A 17,942-nucleotide genomic window follows, 5' to 3' on the forward strand; every position below is an offset into this window, starting at 1 on the left:
CCGCGGCGAACGGCGCCGCGATGCCGGGCCGTCGCACGGCGGCATGGCTCGCGGCAGCCTGTGTGCTCGCCACCAGCGCAGCGGGCTGGAGCGCGGGCGCGCAGGCGCAGCCGCGCGGCAAAGCCGGCGCGAAGGCGGCGCCCGTCTATGTGTCGTACACGACGCGCGAAGGCGACACGCTGTACGACATCGCCGACCGTTACATGGCGGATACGACCGACTGGGCGCTGTTGAGCCGCCTGAACCACGTGCCCGCGCCGCGCCGGATGCCGGCCGGCCTCGTGTTGCGTCTGCCGGCCGAACGGCTTCGTCAGGATCAGGACACCGCCCGTGTGGTGGCGACCAGCGGTCCGGCCGAGCACGCATTCGGCACGGCTCCCTATCTGCCGTTGAAGACCGGCGAGACGCTCGCCGAAGGCGATCGCATCCGCACCGGTCCGAACGGTTTCGCGACGCTGGAACTGCCCGACGGCTCCTATGTCACCGTCGCGCAGGACGGTGAAGTCAATATCGACAAACTGCGGCACACCGTGCTGACCGGCGTCGGCGACCGCATCTTCGGCTTGCGCCGCGGCGAGGTCGAGAGTCAGGTCACGCATGCGAAGCGGCGCGACGATCGCTTCCAGATCCGTTCGCCGTCCGTGGTGGCGGGGGTGCGCGGCACGCGTTTCCGGGTCGATTACGACGGCAATACGCAGACCACCGCGGTGGCAGTGCTCGACGGCGCGGTCGGTGTCGACCCGGCCAGCCAGGGCGGCCAGGGTGCCGCGCCGGCGCCGGGCGTGCCGTTGCAGGCGTCCGAGCAACTGGTCAAGGCGAGTTTCGGCAGCGTCACGCGCTCGGGCTCCGCGGTCGGCAGCCCGGTCGAACTGCTGGCGGCGCCGGCGCTGGCCAAACCGGCACGCGTGCAGGACGGCAAGACGGTCACGTTCGACGTCAAGCCGGCCGAACATGCGGTCGGCTACCGCCTGCAGATTTCGCACGACGCCGACCAGCTCGACCTCGTGCGCGACCAGCGCGTGAACGCGCCGCATGCCGAGTTCGGCGATCTGCCCGACGGCATGTATTTCGTGCGCATCGCGTCGACCGATAATCATGGGCTCGACGGCCTGCCGAGCGTCTACGCGTTCGAACGCCGTCAGCTGGGGCTGGAAGCGTCGGCGGCGCAACGTCCGGGCAGCCGCGATTACGAGTTCCGCTGGTTCGTCAGCCACAGCAACGTGCCGACCCGTTTTCGCTTCGTGTTAGCCAGGACCGCCGACCTGAGCCATCCGGTCGTCGACCGTACCGATCTGTCGGGCGGCGAACTGGTGGTCAGCGATCTGCCGGCAGGCGTCTACTACTGGACGATCGTCGCCGAGCAGTTCGAAAACGGCCGCTTCTACGAGAAGACGGGGCCGGTCCGCTCCTTTACGCTGGCGCGCTGACGCTGGTAGATTCGCGATGACGAGCCGGCCGGCCCGTCATCGCCTCCCGAACCGATCGTCCCTTGCCGACCACTCCCACTCGCTTGAGTCTCGATCCGCGCGCCCGTCTCGGACGGCGTGCCGGCCGGCGTTTTCTGATCGAATGGGTGGGCGTCGGCTGTCTGGGCATCGTGGTGATCCTGCTGACCTCGTTCGGCCAGGTTAGCGCCGGCATCGATCAACTTGCGTACGACCGCTTCCTGACGCTGCGCGACCAGCCCAAGCTGTCCGACATCGTGGTCGTCGAAATCGACAACGCGAGCGTCGCGCAACTCGGCCGCTGGCCGTGGCCGCGCAGCGACCATACGCGGCTGCTCGAACGGCTCGCCGAGGCCAAACCCGCCGCCGTGGTGTTCGACGTGCTGTTCACGGAGACCAATGCCGACGACGCCGGGCTCGCCCATGCGATCGCGCTCAGCCCGACCTATCTGCCGGTACTGCTGTCGCCGCCCGACGAGGCCGGCGCACACGCGGTGGTCGAACCCGTCGCGCCGCTCGCGCAGGCGGCGGCCGGGCTCGGCCACATCAATTTCGAGGTCGATACCGATGGCATCGTGCGCAGCGTCGCGCGCTTCCAGGGCGACGACGGCTCGCGCTGGCCGCAACTGATGCTGCTGGTCGCCGACGCGGTCGAGCACGGCAAACTGCAGCTGCGCGGCGGGCTGCCGCCACGCCGTTCCGGCGCGCCGGTGGACGCGCGCGACGACGGCACCGAGGGCCGTTTCCTGATCCCGTTCGGCCGCAACGCGGAGGACTACCCGAAGTTCAGCTTCGCCGACGTGCTGGCCGGCAAGGTGCCGGCCGAGCAGTTGCGCGGGCGCATCGTCGTGATCGGCGTGACCGCGTCGGGCCTGTACGACCGCTTCGCGACGCCGGTGTCCGGCGACCTCGGTCCGCTGCCCGGCGTCTACATCCACGCGAACGTGCTCGACACGCTGCTGACCGGCCGCGAAATCCTGCCGGTGCGGGCGTGGATCGTGTTCGCGGCGTCGCTGGTGGCGCTGGCCGCGCTGCTGGCCGGCTTCCTCGTGCTGTCGCCGCGCCGCTCGCTGCTGCTGACCGGCGCGCTGGCGCTGCTCGCAGCGGCCGGCAGCGCGCTGCTGCTGGACGTCGGCCGGCTGTGGATCTCGCCGGTGCCGGCGATCCTCGGCGTGATGATCGTGTATCCGATCTGGAACTGGCGCCGCCTCGAAATGACGATGGCCTATCTGCGCGGCGAGTTGCAGCGCCTCGCGGACGAGCCGTATCTGCTGCCGGAAACCCCGCAGCGCCGCCGCGAGTTCGGCGGCGACGTGCTCGAGCAGCATATGGCGCTGATGGCGCGCGCCGCACAGCGGGTGCAGGACATGAAGCGGTTCGTGTGGGACAGCCTCGACAGCGTGCCCGAGCCGATTCTCGTCAGCGATCTGGGCGGCATCGTGCTGATCGCGAACCATGCGGCGAAAGCGCATTTCGCGCGACTCGGCGCGCCGCTGCCGGAAGGTCAGCCGATGCAGACCGTGCTCGGCGGCCTGACGCTGGTCAAGACAATCGACGTCGGCGCGGCCTCCGACACCGAGCGCAACCGGTACGCGCACGCGCACTGGCCGGCGCTGCTCGAACCGACCCGCAGCGAATTCGCCGCGCTGATGGCGCAGGGCGTCGAAGTGCGCGACGCGAACGAGCGCGATCATCTGCTGCGCTACGCGACCTGCACCAACGCGCAAGGCGAGACGACCGGCTGGATCGCCGGCCTCGTCGACGTGTCGGCGCTGCATGCGGCCGAGCGGCAGCGCGAGGACGCGCTGCGGCTGCTGTCGCACGACATGCGCTCGCCGCAGGCGTCGATCATCGCGCTGGTCGAGATCGAACGCGCGCGCACCGAGCCGGTGCTCGCGCGCAATCTGCTCGAGCGCATCGAACGCTATGCGCAGCGCGCGCTGACGCTCGCTGACGACTTCGTGCAGCTCGCGCGCGCCGAATCGCAGGCGTACGTGCTGGAGCCGCTGAACCTGACCGAGCTGGTGATCGACGCGAGCGACGAAGTCTGGCCGCAGGCCCACGCGAAGCGCATCGCGCTGCACACCGAGACCGGCAACGACGCCGATGAAGTGCGCTGGATCTACGCGGACCGCTCGCTGATGACGCGCGCGCTGGTCAATATTCTGAACAACGCGGTGAAGTACAGTCCGCCCGATACGCGCATCGAGTGCAGCTTCGCGAGCGCGCCGGCCGCGGGTCGGACGCCCGTGGCGCCGCGCGTGTCATGCACGATTCGCGATCAGGGCTATGGGATCCCGAAGGAACAGCAGGCGGGGCTGTTCGAACGGTTCCGGCGCTTTCACGAGGCGGAGCGGCCGGAAGTGGGCGGGGCGGGGCTCGGCATGGCCTTCGTCAAAACCGTCGTGACGCGCCATGGGGGCAGCGTCGATGTAGTCAGTGCGCCGGGCGAGGGGACCGCATTCACGATCTCGCTGCCCGCGCTCGACGATGCGCAGCTCGACGAACTGGTCGCGCCGCGCGCCTGATGTAGCAGATGTATTCGCTGTACCCGCTGTACCCAATGTACTTGAGAGAAAACAAAAAATGGCAAAAGTCGCCTATCTCTGTGCCGCGCTGGCCGCGGCGAGTCTGACCGCCTGCGCGGGCTTGAGCGCCAACGTGCATTCCGTTGCCGATAGCGCCGAGACTGCGCTGCACGGCGAGCAAACCTATACGATCGCGCGCACCCAGCCGCAGGAGGACAGCGCCGATCATCCACGGGCCGAACAGCTGCTGCGCGATGAACTGGCGCGGCATGGTTTCGTCGAGACCGCGGGCAAGCCCGCGCATTATCTGGTGTCGATCGCGTATAGCACGCGGCGGGCGTCGATCGGGATCGGCGGCACCGACTGTACGCCGGCCGACTGCGGCAAGGGTGGCGACGGCCTCGGCGCGCTGCTGTTCGGCAACCAGTATCAGCACGCGCTGACGCTGCGCTTCTTCGATGCCACGAGCGGTGCGCAACGCTACAAGGTCAGCTCGGTGTTCGTCGATCGCGATGCGGATCCGCTGCATGCGTTGCCGCTGCTGATGAAGACCGCGCTCGCGAAGCTGCCGTTCGAGGCGCCCGGCGACTGGCGCGTGAAGCTCCGCGTCGATAAGGCGAGCGGGGAGCCGAGTGTCGAGTCGATGAAGCCGTTGGAGCGTTGAGGGCTGAGCGGGGCAGCGGCTCAGCCGCTCGCGCTGCCGCGCTACTTTTGCTCCGGCTCCCCCTCCGGCCAGCCGTTCTCGAACACGCAATCGGCGAGCGGCAGACGGCTGGCCCAGCGCTCGGTTTCGAGCATCGGTTCGTCGTAAAAGCGTTCGACGTGCCCGAGGCACAGAATCGCGACCGGCCGCGCGCCTTCCGGCATCCGCAGCAATTCGCGCAGCGCGTCGACGTCGAACAGCGACACCCAGCCGAGCCCGAGTCCTTCCGCGCGCGCAGCGAGCCACATGTTCTGGATCGCGCACGCAACCGACGCGAGGTCCATCTCCGGCAGCGTGCGGCGCCCGAAGATATGGCGCTCGCGCCCATCCATCAGCGCGATCACCAGCAGTTCCGCGCATTCGCGCATCCCTTCCACCTTCAGCTTCATGAACTCGTCGCGGCGTTTGCCGAGCGCGTCGGCGGTCGCGAGCCGTTCGCGTTCGACGATCTCGCGCAAGCCGGTACGCAGCGCGGTATCGGTGATCCGCACGATGCGCCACGGCTGCATATAGCCGACGCTCGGCGCGTGGTGCGCGGCGTCGAGCAGCCGCCGCAACACGGCCGGGTCGACCGGATCGGGCACGAAGTGGCGCATGTCGCGCCGTTCGTAAATCGCGCGATAGACCGCGTCGCGCTCGGAGTCGTCAAAAGGCTTCGCCATGAAAGAGGGCGGCCGTGAAGGCCGGGTTGGAGGGCCAGTAAGCGTGCATGTAGGATGCCACGAGCGAGCCGACGCGGAACAGCGCTTCGCCCGGCGCATCGCTGTGCGCGCGGGTCGCCGAGCGCAGCGGCGCGAGCGGCGTGTCGAGCTTCGAGTAGTGAAACGTGTGGCCGGTCAGCGGGCCGTGCAGGCCGTCGAGCTGCTGCATGCCGAGCGACGTGAAGCGCTTTTGCATTGTCGCGTGACCGGGCAGCAGGCCGAGCATCGGTGTGCGGATCCCTTGTGCATCGGTCAATGTTTCCAGCAGATAGAGCATGCCGCCGCATTCGGCGACCAGCGGTTTATCGGCCGTCGCGTGTGCGCGGATCGACGCGGCGCTGGTGGCGTTGCCGGCGAGCGCCGCCGCATGCAGCTCCGGATAGCCGCCGGGCAGGTAGAGCGCGTCGGCGTCGGCGGGCAGCGGTTCGTCGGCGAGCGGCGAGAAGTAGCTGAGCCGCGCGCCGAGCGCTTCGAGCAGCGCGAGGTTGGCCGGGTAGATGAACGAGAACGCGGCATCGCGCGCGATCGCGATGTGTTGGCCGTGCAGCAGCGGCGGCAGCGCTTCGGGCAGGGGTGTGCTGAACTCGACGGCCGGCGGCAAGTCGGCCAGCGCGGTGGCCGCGAGCGTGTCGGCCGCGCGCTCCAGACGCGCTTCGAGATCGGCGATTTCGTCGGCCTGGTGCAGGCCGAGATGGCGGTCGGGCAGCGTGATTTCATCGCTCGCGCAAATGTGGCCGCACCAGCGCAACTCGGGCGGCAACGACTCTTCGAGCATCTGCGCATGCCGCGCGGAACCGACCCGGTTCGCGAGCACGCCGTGAAACGGCAACCGCGGCTGAAAGCGCGCGAGACCGAACGCGAGCGCGCCGAAGGTCTGCGCCATCGCCTGCGCGGAAATCACCGCGAGCACCGGCACGCCGAACGCGGTCGCCAGATCGGCGCTGCTCGGCGTGCCGTCGAACAGCCCCATCACGCCTTCGATCAGGATCAGATCGGCCTCCTGCGCGGCCTGCGCGAGCAGGTTGCGGCACGCGCTCTCGCCGACCATCCATAGATCGAGCGACAGCACCGGCGCGCCGCTCGCGCGCGCGAGGATCATCGGGTCGAGAAAATCCGGGCCGGTCTTGAACACCCGCACGCGCCGGCCGAGCCGCCGGTGATAGCGCGCGAGACCGGCGGTGATCGTGGTCTTGCCTTGTCCCGACGCGGGCGCGCTAATGAATAGCGCGGGGCACGCGCTCATCGCTCAGAACTCCACGCCGCGCTGCGCTTTCACGCCCTGCTCGCGGTACGGATGCTTGATCGCGCGCATTTCGGTGACGAGGTCGGCGGCTTCGATTAGCGCGTCGGGCGCGTGGCGGCCGGTCACGACCACGTGCAGCATCGGCGCGCGTGCGTTGATCACCGCGAGCACTTCGTCGAGCGGCAGGTACTCGTATTTGAGGACGGTGTTCAGCTCGTCGAGAATCACCATCTGGTAGTCGCCGCTTTCGATCATCCGGCGCGCCTCGTCCCAGCCCTTGCGCGCGGTCGCGATGTCGGCGTCGCGGTTCTGCGTGTTCCACGTATAGCCGTCGCCCATCGTGACGAAGTCGCATTGCGCGATCGCGCCGAGGAAGTCGCGCTCCGACGTATGCAACGCCCCCTTGATGAACTGCACGACGCCCAGGCGCATGCCGTGGCCGAGCACGCGCACGGCCATGCCGAACGCCGCGGTGCTCTTGCCCTTACCGGTGCCGGTGTTGACGATCAGCAGACCTTTTTCGACGGTCGCGGCGGCCTGCTTCTTTTCGTGGCCTTCGCGGCGGCGTTCGGTCATGCGTTGATGCGATTCGGTATCGGTTTTCATCGAGGGTCCTGGTTGGGAGGGGCCGGGTGGGCGGCGCTGGATTGAGGAGCGGCGTCAGCGTGCGGAGCGTCGCTGGCGCAGGCGATCGCGACGGTGATGCCGGCGTGGACGGTTTTGCGCACGAGCAGCAGTGCGTGCGATGCGGGCGTGGCAGGGTCGGCGGCGCAGCCGGTGTTCGCAACGCTGGCGGCGTTGGCGGTGTTCGCGGCGATTGCCGTGTTTGCGGTGCTCGCTGCGTGGCTCGCCGCCAGCAGCGCGCACGGCTCGCAGACGCCGTCGACGCCCAGATGCGCGTGCGCGGCCGCCGACGGCGACGTCACCGGGATCGCGGCGATCTGCTCGCGGGTAAACAGTTGCAGCGGCAGCGCGTGGCGTGCGCAGAATTCGAGCAGGCCGGCTTCGTGGGCTTTGCTGTCGATCGTCGCGACATTGACGATCCCCGCGAACGGATGAGTGCCGAGCGCGGCGCGCACCGCGGCTTCGATATCGGCGGCCGTGCTGTTCGAACGGCAACCGATGCCGACGCTTAGCGTTTTCGGCAAACCGGCGCCGTGTGCGGAGTCTGTGCGACCAGCGGCTGATGCGGCCGCTCCGGGCGACGGCATCGGTCGTGCTTCGGCGACTGCCGTGTCGCCGGCTTCGTCGAACCGCGCGCGGCGCGTTTCGCTATCGCGCTGTGCCGCCGCCTCCCGAGCCAGCGCGAGCGACGCCACGCCGCCGATCACAACGATCGCCGGCGAACCAAGACCCGCCCGCGCGACCGTTGCGGCAAAGTCACCGAGCGGCGCAAGCGCATGACGCTGTTCGGGCCGCGTCGCCGCTTCGATCGCCGCGCACGGCGTATCGGCGCGCATGCCGACCGCGAGCAGCGCGGCGGTGATTTCCGCGAGCCGGCGCATGCCCATATAGATCACGAGCGTCATACGGGTCGCGACTAGCGCGGCCCAGTCCGGCTCGCCGCTGCCGGCGCCGTGTCCGGTGACGAACACCACGCCCTGCGCATGCTCGCGATGCGTGACCGCGATGCCGAGCGCCGCCGGCGCGGCAATCCCCGCCGTGATGCCGTTGATCACATCGACGCGGATCCCTTCGGCGTCGAGCGCCTCCAGTTCCTCGCCGCCGCGCCCGAACACGAACGGATCGCCGCCCTTCAGGCGCGCGACGCTACGCCCGGCGCGCAGATGCGTGAGCATTTGCGCGACGATCTCCGCCTGCGGGGTAGACGGATGGCCGCCGCGTTTGCCGACATAGACGACCTGCGCATCGGCGCGCGCGAACTGCAGCACATCGGGATTCACGAGATCGTCGACCAGCACGACGTCGGCCTCGCCGAGCGCGCGGGTCGCCTTCAGCGTCATCAGTTCGACGTCGCCGGGACCGGCGCCGATCAGCCACGCGCGCGTCATCGCGGCGGGCATGGGCTTCGCCATGCGGTGCGGGAGGGAGAAGGCCGGCGCGCATCGTCGCGCGCGGCAGTAAAGAAAGAAGTCATGCGGTACTGCGAATCCTGGCGCGGTTCATCGCGCGTTGCATGGCGGCGGGTTCGTAACAACAGAAACAACCGAACCAGCCAACGCCACCCGCGCACGATGCCGAGCTTGAACGCCTTCACATCCGTTCCCCGCGGATTCCGGCGGCCGGCGACGCAACCGCGCGCATCCACGTACCAGACGTGATGCGGGCGACGCCGCCTCCGCGTCTGGCCGGTATCCGGGCTGGCGGCCTCACGCGCTTTGCCTTCCCGTCCCGGCTTACGGACTCGCGCGAACGCGCATCCTCAGGACAGTGGCATCAAAAACGCATGCGCGACGCGGCCGGAACGGCGCTTGCGTCGCAGGTCGCTTACCGTTGCGGGGACAGCACAGGTTGAGCGCAAAAAGCGCGGCCTGTTTCCCGTTTAACTGCACACGCGAACGCATGTGCGGGCACCAAACGCGCGCATACGATAGCACACGGCGCCCCGCCGGATAAGGGCTGGCGGCGTTTGGACGGCCCCGCGTTGCTTGACTGGGCGAAGCCGCGCGCCTACACTCGCACGCACTTTGGGTGCTCGCCCGCGCGTTCGTGCGCGGGCAGTTAAACGGGAAACAGGGAGCCATCTGCTCTGGAGCGGCTAACCTGTGCTGTCCCCGCAACGGTAAGCGAAAAGCGGTAACGGTCGAATGGCCGGACACCGCGAAGCCGGCTTCGATGTCCACGCGCAAGGCCGCGTCGGCATATCACCACTGGACGAGAAATCACTCGACCGGGAAGGGGAAGCGGCTCATTCGCCAGCCCGGATACCGGCCCGAAGATGCAGGACGTACGCCGCGGGGATGCGGCGACACGTTCATGACCTCACTTCCGCTTTCTGTGTTCCCGTTGCCGCGGCGCCGCCGTCGTTCGTCCATTTCACGCGCGAACCGTCCGACCGCCGACGCAACGCTTACGGATGGACCTCACGATGCAAACTCAATTGCGCAAGACTCCCGTCACGATCGTCACGGGCTTTCTCGGCAGCGGCAAGACCACGCTGCTGCGGCACATCCTCCAGCATGCGGACGGCAAGCGCATCGCGGTGATCGTCAACGAGTTCGGCGAACTCGGCATCGACGGCGAAATCCTCAAGGGCTGCGGAATCGGCTGCGACGAAAACGGCGTCGAGACCGAAGGGCAATTGTATGAACTGGCGAACGGCTGCCTGTGCTGCACCGTGCAGGAAGAGTTTTTCCCGGTGATGGAAAAGCTCGCCGAGCGGCGCGGCGAGATCGATCACGTGCTGATCGAAACCTCGGGGCTCGCGCTGCCGAAGCCGCTGGTGCAGGCGTTCAACTGGCCGCAGATCCGCAACGGTTTCACGGTCGACGCGGTGGTCACGGTGGTCGACGGTCCGGCGGCCGCGAGCGGCCAGTTCGCCGATAACCCGGTCGCCGTCGATGCGCAGCGCAAAGCCGATCCGAATCTCGATCACGAGTCGCCGCTGCACGAGTTGTTCGAAGACCAGTTGTCGGCGGCCGATCTGGTGATCCTGAACAAGACCGATCTGATCGATGACGCGCAGCAGCGCGCGGTCGAAGCCGCGATTCGCGATGAGATTCCGCCGCAGGTGAAAATCGTCCACGCGCAAAAGGGGCAGCTCGATCTGCATACGCTGCTGGGTCTTGAAGCGGCGTCGGAGGAAACGATCCATCTGCGCCACGACCATCACGGCTCGGCCGACGATCCCGACCATCATCACGACGAATTCGATTCGGTGGTCGTACAGACGCAGGCAGGCTCGCGTGAAGCGGTGCTCGCCGCGTTGCAGACGCTGGTCGAAAACCACACGATTTATCGCGTCAAAGGCTTCGCGGCACTGCCGGGCGCGCCGATGCGGCTGGTGATCCAGGGCGTGGGGCGGCGCTTCGACAGCTATTTCGACCGCCGCTGGCAGGCCGGCGAAGGCGGCGACGGTTATCCGAGCCGCTTCGTGCTGATCGGCGAAGACCTCGATGCGCACGCGTTGCAGCAGGCATTCGACGCGGCGTTGCAGGCGAGCGCCGGTGCCCCCGCGTCCGCCACCGCCGCCGCAAAGTAAAGGGCCTCAGCACATGCATCTGCTGCGCACGACGCCGGGCGGCTTCGTCGACGATACTCAAGGCGTGATCCGCATCGATCAGCAGCCCGCGGATATCGTCGTGCTCAGTTCCGCCGACACCACGCTGTCGCTGCTCGCGAGCGTGGTGCCGCGCCTGGGCGACGGTTTCCCGAGCGTGCGGCTCGCGAACGTCACCTATCTGCGCCAGCCGGCCTCGGTCGATTTCTACCTCGACGACGTGTTGCGGCACGCGCGCGTCGTTGTGGTCGATCACCTCGGCGGCGAGGCTTACTGGCCGTATGGGATCGAGCAGGTGGTCGCGCTCGCGCAGCGCAACGGCCAGACGCTCGCGATGTTTTCCGGCGACCTGCAGGAAGATCCGAACCTGACCGCCCGCAGCACCGCGAGCCCCGAGCTGTGTCAGCAGCTGTGGCGCTATCTGCGCGAAGGCGGTCCGCAGAATGCCGAGGCGTTTCTGCGCTGCATCGCGTACCGCGCGTTCGACTGGGGCCGCGAGCCCGAGCCGCCGCGCGCGTTGCCGGCCGCGTCGCTCTATCATCCGCGGCGCGATCTGCCGACCATCGCCGACTGGCAAGCGCGCTGGCGGCAAGACGCGCCGGTCGTCGCGATCCTGTTTTACAAGGCGCATCTGCAAGCGGCCAATACCGCGGTGTTCGATGCGTTGATCGACGCGCTCGAAGCGCAGGGGCTCAATCCGCTGCCGCTCGCGATCACGTCGCTGAAGGACGCGGTGAGTCGCGAAGTCGTGCAGTCGCTGTGCGAGCAGCATGGGGCCGCGCTGGTGCTCAACACGACCGCGTTCGCCGCTTCCGCGATTGACGACCCCGAGCCGCTCGCGCTCGCCGGCGACGCGCCGGTGCTGCAGGTGATCCTCAGCGGCGGCAATCGCGAGGACTGGCTGAAGGACAACCACGGCCTCAATTCGCGCGACATCGCAATGCATATCGCGCTGCCGGAAGTGGACGGCCGCATCATCACGCGCGCGATCAGTTTCAAGGGGCTCGCGTATCGCTGTCCGCATACCCAGGTCGATGTGGTGCGTTACCAGCCGGACCTCGAACGGGTGCGCTTCGTCGCCGAGCTGAGCGCCCGCTGGTGCCGGCTGCGTTCGCTCGACAACGCCGACAAGAAACTCGCGCTGATTCTCGCGAACTACCCGATGAGCGAAGGGCGCATCGGCAATGGCGTCGGGCTCGATACGCCGGCCTCGGTGGTCGGCATTCTGGCGATGCTGCGCGACGAAGGCTATCGCGTCGGCGACGTGCCGAACGATTTGCCGGCAGACGGCGACGCGCTGCTCGCGCGGCTCACCGCTGGCGTGACCAACGATCCGGTCGTGCGCGATCTGCGCCCGGCGCTGCAAAGCCTCGCGCTCGACGACTATCTCGCGCATTTCAACGCGTTGCCCGCCGCCGTGCGCGACGCGCTGAACGCGCGCTGGGGCCGCCCCGATCAGGACCCGACGCTGCGCCGCGGGCGCTTCATGATCGCGGGCTGGCGCTGCGGGCAGGTGTTCGTCGGCATCCAGCCGTCGCGCTCGCGCGAGCAGGGCGACTATGCGAGCTATCACGACGCCGAACTGGTGCCGCCGCATGCGTATCTGGCGTTCTATTTCTGGCTGCGTCATCAGTTCGGCATCGATGCGGTCGTGCACGTCGGCAAACACGGCAATCTCGAATGGCTGCCCGGCAAGAGCGTCGCGTTGAGCGATGCGTGCTGGCCCGATCTGATTCTCGGACCGCTGCCGCATCTGTATCCGTTCATCGTCAACGATCCCGGCGAGGGCAGCCAGGCGAAGCGGCGCGCGCAGGCGGTGATCGTCGATCACCTGATGCCGCCGCTCACGCGCGCGGAAAATTATGGACCGTTGCAGGACCTCGAGCGCCAGGTCGACGAGTACTACGAAGCGCTGATGGTCGATCCGCGCCGCGCGAAGCTGCTGCGGCGGACGATTCTGGCGACGATCGTCGAGCATCGGCTGCATGAGGAGCTGAGTCTCGCCGCGCCGAGCGGACAGGACGACGAGGACGCGCTGCTCACGCGCGTCGATGCGTGGCTGTGCGAATTGAAGGAAGCGCAGATTCGCGACGGGCTACACACGTTCGGGCAGTCGCCGCGCGGCGTGCAGCGGCGCGACACGCTGCTCGCGCTCGGGCGCTTTCCGATCGGCGATGGCCGGGGGCGCAACGCGGGTTTGATCGATGCACTGGCGCGCGATCTGCGGATCGATCATTTGTTCGATCCGTTGAGCGTCGATTGGGCGGCGGCGTGGGACGGTGCGCGGCCGGACGTGCTGCAACGGGTCAGCGATGCGCCGTGGCGGCATTACGGCGATACGCGCGAGCGGCTGGAATTGCTGGCGGCGGCGTTGTTGCGGGGTGTGTGTGGTGATGGCGGTGGCGAGGATGGTGACGCCAATGCGTTGCCAACCGCGACAACGCCCGAATCCGACTTGCCGCAAGCGGCTCAGGTCATCGCCCGTTTGCGCGACGACGTACTGCCGCGCCTCGACGCGTGCGGTCCGCAGGAAATGACGCAACTGCGGCGCGGCCTCGCGGGACGTTTCGTGCCGCCGGGCCCGAGCGGCTCGCCGTCGCGCGGGCGCCCCGACGTGCTGCCGACCGGCCGCAACTTCTATTCGGTCGATACCCGCGCGGTGCCGACCCAGGCCGCGTGGGCGCTCGGCGTGAAGTCGGCGCAGCAACTGATCGAACGGCATCTGCAGGAACACGGCGATTATCCGCGCGCGATCGGCCTGTCGGTCTGGGGCACCGCGACGATGCGCACCGGCGGCGACGACATCGCGCAGGCACTCGCGCTGCTCGGCGTGCGGCCGAAGTGGGCGCCGGGCAGCCATCGCGTGACGGACTTCGAAATCATGCCGATTGAAGCGTTCGACCGGCCGCGTATCGACGTCACGTTGCGCGTGTCGGGCTTCTTCCGCGATGCGTTCGCCAATGTGATGCATCTGTTCGACGCGGCCGTGCAGGCGGTCGCCGAACTCGACGAGCCGGCCGAGCTGAACCCGATTCGCGCGCGGGTGCTGCGCGAGCGCGATGCGCTGATCGCGCGCGGGATGGATGCCGCCGAAGCGCGCAAGCGCGCCGGCTGGCGCGTGTTCAGCGCGCGGCCCGGCTCGTATGGCGCGGGTTTGCAGGAGATGATCGATTCGCGTCAATGGCAGACCGACGCCGATCTCGCGAATGCGTATCAGGCGTGGGGCGGTTACGCGTACACGCAGAAAAGCGCGGGCGAGGAAGCGCGCCAGGCGTTCGGCACGCGCCTCGCCGCGATGGACGTGGTGCTGCAGAACCAGGACAACCGCGAGCACGACGTGCTCGATTCGAACGATTACTACCAGTTCCAGGGCGGCATGGTCGCGGCGGTGCGGCACCTGGCCGGCGAGCAGCCGCGCGTTTATCACGCCGATCACAGCAATCCGGCCGCGCCGCGCGTGCGCACGCTGCAGGAGGAGATCGCGCGCGTGATCCGCTCGCGGGTGGTCAATCCGAAGTGGCTCGATGGCGTGAAGCGGCACGGCTACAAGGGCGCGGCCGAAATCGCCGCGACGGTCGATTATCTGTATGGGTACGACGCGACCGCGCGGGTGATCTCCGATCATCAGTACGCGCTCGTCGCCGATGCTTATCTGAACGACGCCGATACGCGCGAGTTCATGCAGCGGCACAATCCGCACGCGCTGCATTCGGTCTGCGAGCGCCTGCTCGAAGCGATCCAGCGTGGACTGTGGCAGCAACCCGGCGACTATCGCGCGCAGGTGGAAACGCATCTGCTGGCGAGTGAACAGCAGATCGAAGGAAGGTAGATATGAGTGGAGCGACGCGGGATGTGGGCGGTGCGGGAGTTGGCGCGGGTGGCCTGGACCTGGACGGTGTGGTCGATGTGAGCAGCGCGGGCGGTTCGAGCGGCGCGAAGGGTTTGGCCGGGCCGGATGGTGTTGGCTATGCGAATGGTTCGAGCAGTGCGAGCGGCCAGAGTAGTCATAGTCGTCCGGGCGGTTCGAGCAGTACGGGAGGTGCGGACGGTTCAGGCGTTTCGAATGATTCAGTGAGTCCGAACAGTGCAAATGGCGCGAGCAGTTTGACCGCTCAGGGCGGCTCGCCTGGTTTCGGCACAAGCCCCGCCGCCGCCCGCCCGGTTTTCCCGTTCGCCGCGCTGATTGGCCAGACGCCGTTACAGCAGGCGTTGCTGCTCGCGGCGATCGACCCGAGCCTGGGCGGCGTGCTGATCAGCGGACCGCGCGGCACCGCTAAATCCACCGCGGCGCGCGCGCTCGCGGAGCTGCTGCCGGAAGGGCAACTGGTGAATCTGCCGCTCGGCGCGAGCGAAGATCGCCTGATCGGCACGCTCGATCTCGAAACCGTGCTGCGCGATGGCTCCGTGCGCTTTTCGCCGGGCCTGCTCGCGAAGGCGCATCGCGGCGTGCTGTACGTCGACGAAGTCAATCTGCTGCCCGACGCATTGGTCGACGCGTTGCTCGATGCGGCCGCGAGCGGCGTGAACACCGTCGAGCGCGATGGCGTGTCGCATAGCCACGACGCGAGCTTCGTGCTGATCGGCACGATGAACCCGGAAGAGGGCGAGCTGCGGCCGCAATTGATCGACCGCTTCGGGCTGATGGTCGAATTGCAGAACGCGTTCGAGCCGCCGATGCGCCAGGCGATCGTCAAGGCGCGGCTCGCGTTCGATCACGATCCGGCTGGTTTTCGAGCTGCTTATGCGCAGCAACAGGCCGACTACGTCGAGCGGATTCGCGCGGCGCGCGCGGCGCTGCCGCTACTCTCGTTCGACGACGCGGTGCATGCGCAGGTGAGCGCGCTGTGCATCGATGCAGCCGTCGATGGGCTGCGCGCCGATCTCGTGATGCTGCGCGCGGCGCGCGCGCTGGCGGCGTTCGAACAGGCGGACGCGGTGACGGTTAGGCATGTCGAGCGGGTCGCCGAGGCGGTGTTGATGCACCGGCGGCGTCAGCACGATGCTGAGTCTTCGAGTCGTCGCGAGCCGGAGAACGACGGACGGCCGCCTCAAGACAGCGGTGGCGGCGCTGCGCACGCGACGGGCGTGTCCCCCGAGACTTCCGCCGACACCGACTGGGGTTACCTCGCGCCCGAGCCGACCGCGGCAACGCCGGTCAAAAGCGTGATCCCACTCGACACAAAAAAACGCTGAGCCATCGGAAGGGCGCCGCCGCTGACTCGCGCAGCGGTTTTCGATGGCGAGGAGGCGTAGGCGCAGGTTCATCGCGTGGTGCTTCGCGGGAAGCAACGGGCAGACGCATCGGCTGGCCGCGCACGCTCGCCGCGACGCGCGGCGACACGCTGCGTCGCGAGCATCTGCGCTTCATCCCCGAGACACCGCGCGGCGGCGTGCTGCACTGCTTCGTGCTCGACTGCTCCGGCTCGATGCTGAGCGGCCAACGGCTTGCACTCGCGAAGGGCCTGCTGATCGCGTTGTTCGACCGTGCCGGTGCCGCCCGTGCCGAGGCCGCGCTGGTCTGCTTCGGCGGCATGTCTGCCGACGTGCGCTTCGGTCCGGCGGTGCCGCGCTGGTGGAACGAGCGCTGGCTTGAGCCGGTCGGCGCGGGCGGCGGCTCGCCGCTCGGCACTGGAGTGCGCCGCGCCGCGCAACTGCTCGAGAGCAGCGCGCGTAGACGGCCGGCTCAACAACGCTGGCTGTGGATTCTGAGCGACGGCCGCACTCGCGACGAACCCGCCCGGCCGCCTGCCGCGGATCAAGTGGTGTTCGTCGACTTCGAGCGCGGCGCGCTTCGGCTCGGTCGTTGCGAAGCGCTGGCGAACGCGTGGGGCGCGCGCTGGATCACGCCGGAGGAGTTGATCGGCTGAGCGGCAACCGGTGTGTGCTGCGGATTTCCTGCTCAGCCCCTGTAATCAGCCCCGGCAATCATTTAAGACCGTTCGACCAGTACTGCACGTCTTCCTGGCGATCGAACACGAAGACCTTCATCGCCATCTGTTGCGTGGCGTCGAGCTGATCGAGTTCGAGCCCGTGCGTGGTCGCTTCGCCGGGCGCCTTGCCTTTCTGCACATTGCGGATCACGGCGGTGGTCCGGATCTCCGTATCATGACCGGCCGACTTCACGCGAAACGCGACGCGCAGCCGCTCGCCGACTTCGCCCAGCGTCCACGACGCGCTCAGCGACATGCCTAGCGCGCTGACGCCCCGCGCGAGCCCGAGCCCGTCGTACGTATCGCCCGTCTCGCCGATGCCGAAGCGCACCGCGAGATGGGCATGGACGCGAATCGATTTGCGTTCGCGCAGCCGGCGGATCACCCCCGGCCTCGACAACACCACGTAGTCGAACGGCAGACGGCAGACCGCCTCGACCGTGCAGACGAAACGGAACACCGCCTGAATTGCGATCGCCACGACTTCGACGTTGTCGCCGGGTGCGAGCGGCAGCGGCTGGCCTTGATGCAGCGGCGGTGTGACGAAGAGCGCATGATTCGGCGCGAAACCGATGATGCGGCACGGATGCATCGGCGCGCCGCTGCCGAGCTGCGAGCGCATGCCGATCAACGCGCCGATCTCGAGATGCATGTCCTTGATGGTCAGATCGGCGGAGTCGGACGGGATGTTCGATGCGCTCGGGTGACGCGCACCGGGCTCCAGCAGATCGCCGCGCTGCGGCTGGAAGTGTTCGAACAGGAACGCGCGCTCGTCGGCGCTCGCGAGGGTCGTGCCGCGCTCGAACAGCAGCGTGCCGTCGCCATCGACGATTGGCCATGAAAGAGGTGTGCCGACCGGCACCGCATCCGGTGCGAGTGCCACCGATGTGGCGGCGGCTTGGGTTTGCGCGACGTGATCCTCGACGGAGTTTTCCATGGTCGGCAGCTTATATAAGTAGCGGGATGATCTGATTGACGACCGGAGAGGATAAAACTTTAATTTGGGGCGCGGTTGGCAAGCTTGAGTGGCTGCGGCCTGAGCTGTAACCGCAGGTTTTCCGCTTCTGCGAATTAGGTTGGATGTCTAACTAATTGCGAAGCGGCAGCGACCTGCCTATTTTTTGTGCTGTCCAACTTTTTTAAAATAATTGCGAAAAGGGTGTTGACGGAGTGTCTTCGGATCTCCATAATCTCGCTTCTTCGCTGATGACG

The 17,942-nt window shown here is 67.9% G+C and carries 12 protein-coding genes, 1 pseudogene and 2 riboswitches; of the genes and pseudogenes, 7 read left to right on the forward strand and 6 right to left on the reverse strand.

What is annotated here, in order from left to right:
• Window positions 1-20: 20 nt before the first annotated feature.
• The 3 genes from BTH42_RS25860 (at window position 21) to BTH42_RS25870 (ending at window position 4,637) form a co-directional block, all read left to right on the forward strand.
• Window positions 21-1,427, forward strand: coding sequence for a FecR domain-containing protein (locus BTH42_RS25860; RefSeq protein ID WP_075304032.1), 1,407 nt, complete (start codon window positions 21-23; stop codon window positions 1,425-1,427).
• A 62-nt stretch (window positions 1,428-1,489) separates the two neighbouring features.
• The gene (locus BTH42_RS25865; RefSeq protein ID WP_075304012.1) at window positions 1,490-3,973 is read left to right on the forward strand and encodes a CHASE2 domain-containing protein; all 2,484 of its coding nucleotides are present in this window, start codon (window positions 1,490-1,492) and stop codon (window positions 3,971-3,973) included.
• Between the two features lie 58 nt (window positions 3,974-4,031).
• Window positions 4,032-4,637: a DUF4136 domain-containing protein gene (locus BTH42_RS25870; RefSeq protein WP_075304013.1), complete on the forward strand. Its 606-nt coding sequence runs from the start codon at window positions 4,032-4,034 to the stop codon at window positions 4,635-4,637.
• Window positions 4,638-4,678: 41 nt separating this feature from the next.
• Here the strand turns inward: BTH42_RS25870 and bluB are convergent, their stop codons facing one another.
• The 5 genes and pseudogenes from bluB to cobA form a co-directional block, all read right to left on the reverse strand.
• Entirely contained in the window at window positions 4,679-5,338 is a 660-nt protein-coding gene (gene bluB, locus BTH42_RS25875; protein ID WP_075304014.1) for a 5,6-dimethylbenzimidazole synthase, read from the reverse strand.
• Window positions 5,322-6,620, reverse strand: coding sequence for a cobyrinate a,c-diamide synthase (locus BTH42_RS25880; RefSeq protein WP_075304015.1), 1,299 nt, complete (start codon window positions 6,618-6,620; stop codon window positions 5,322-5,324). The genes bluB and BTH42_RS25880 overlap by 17 nt, the downstream gene beginning before the upstream one ends.
• A 3-nt stretch (window positions 6,621-6,623) precedes the next feature.
• A complete protein-coding gene (gene cobO / locus BTH42_RS25885) occupies window positions 6,624-7,226 on the reverse strand; it encodes a cob(I)yrinic acid a,c-diamide adenosyltransferase (protein WP_075304016.1) in 603 nt (200 codons plus the stop codon).
• Window positions 7,223-7,831, reverse strand: a complete 609-nt coding sequence (locus tag BTH42_RS36350; protein ID WP_305954807.1) for a cobalamin biosynthesis protein — start codon at window positions 7,829-7,831, stop codon at window positions 7,223-7,225. Before BTH42_RS36350 ends, cobO begins: the two co-directional genes overlap by 4 nt.
• A 72-nt stretch (window positions 7,832-7,903) precedes the next feature.
• Window positions 7,904-8,632 (reverse strand): annotated as a pseudogene (gene cobA, locus BTH42_RS36355) (uroporphyrinogen-III C-methyltransferase); the annotation flags it as partial.
• A 277-nt stretch (window positions 8,633-8,909) separates the two neighbouring features.
• Window positions 8,910-9,174: riboswitch (cobalamin riboswitch) on the reverse strand.
• Window positions 9,175-9,253: 79 nt separating this feature from the next.
• A riboswitch (cobalamin riboswitch) is annotated at window positions 9,254-9,532 on the forward strand.
• Between the two features lie 137 nt (window positions 9,533-9,669).
• Here cobA and cobW point away from each other — a divergent pair.
• The 4 genes from cobW to BTH42_RS25910 all read left to right on the forward strand — a co-directional run bounded on the left by cobW (window position 9,670) and on the right by BTH42_RS25910 (window position 16,667).
• Complete coding sequence (gene cobW / locus BTH42_RS25895) at window positions 9,670-10,782, forward strand: cobalamin biosynthesis protein CobW (protein WP_305954806.1); 1,113 nt, start codon at window positions 9,670-9,672, stop codon at window positions 10,780-10,782.
• Window positions 10,783-10,795: 13 nt separating this feature from the next.
• Window positions 10,796-14,629 carry a cobaltochelatase subunit CobN gene (cobN, locus tag BTH42_RS25900; RefSeq protein ID WP_075304019.1) on the forward strand — a complete coding sequence of 1,278 codons (3,834 nt, stop codon included), beginning with the start codon at window positions 10,796-10,798 and terminating at the stop codon, window positions 14,627-14,629.
• A 275-nt stretch (window positions 14,630-14,904) separates the two neighbouring features.
• Window positions 14,905-15,993, forward strand: coding sequence for an ATP-binding protein (locus BTH42_RS25905; protein WP_075304020.1), 1,089 nt, complete (start codon window positions 14,905-14,907; stop codon window positions 15,991-15,993).
• A gap of 107 nt (window positions 15,994-16,100) precedes the next feature.
• Window positions 16,101-16,667 (forward strand): VWA domain-containing protein, encoded by a 567-nt coding sequence (locus BTH42_RS25910; protein ID WP_075304021.1) that lies wholly within the window; start codon window positions 16,101-16,103, stop codon window positions 16,665-16,667.
• A 58-nt stretch (window positions 16,668-16,725) separates the two neighbouring features.
• Here the strand turns inward: BTH42_RS25910 and BTH42_RS25915 are convergent, their stop codons facing one another.
• Complete coding sequence (locus BTH42_RS25915; protein WP_075304022.1) at window positions 16,726-17,667, reverse strand: flagellar brake protein; 942 nt, start codon at window positions 17,665-17,667, stop codon at window positions 16,726-16,728.
• Window positions 17,668-17,942: the final 275 nt, after the last annotated feature.

It is taken from the genome of Burkholderia sp. SRS-W-2-2016 (assembly GCF_001931485.1).
Taxonomy (GTDB): domain Bacteria; phylum Pseudomonadota; class Gammaproteobacteria; order Burkholderiales; family Burkholderiaceae; genus Paraburkholderia.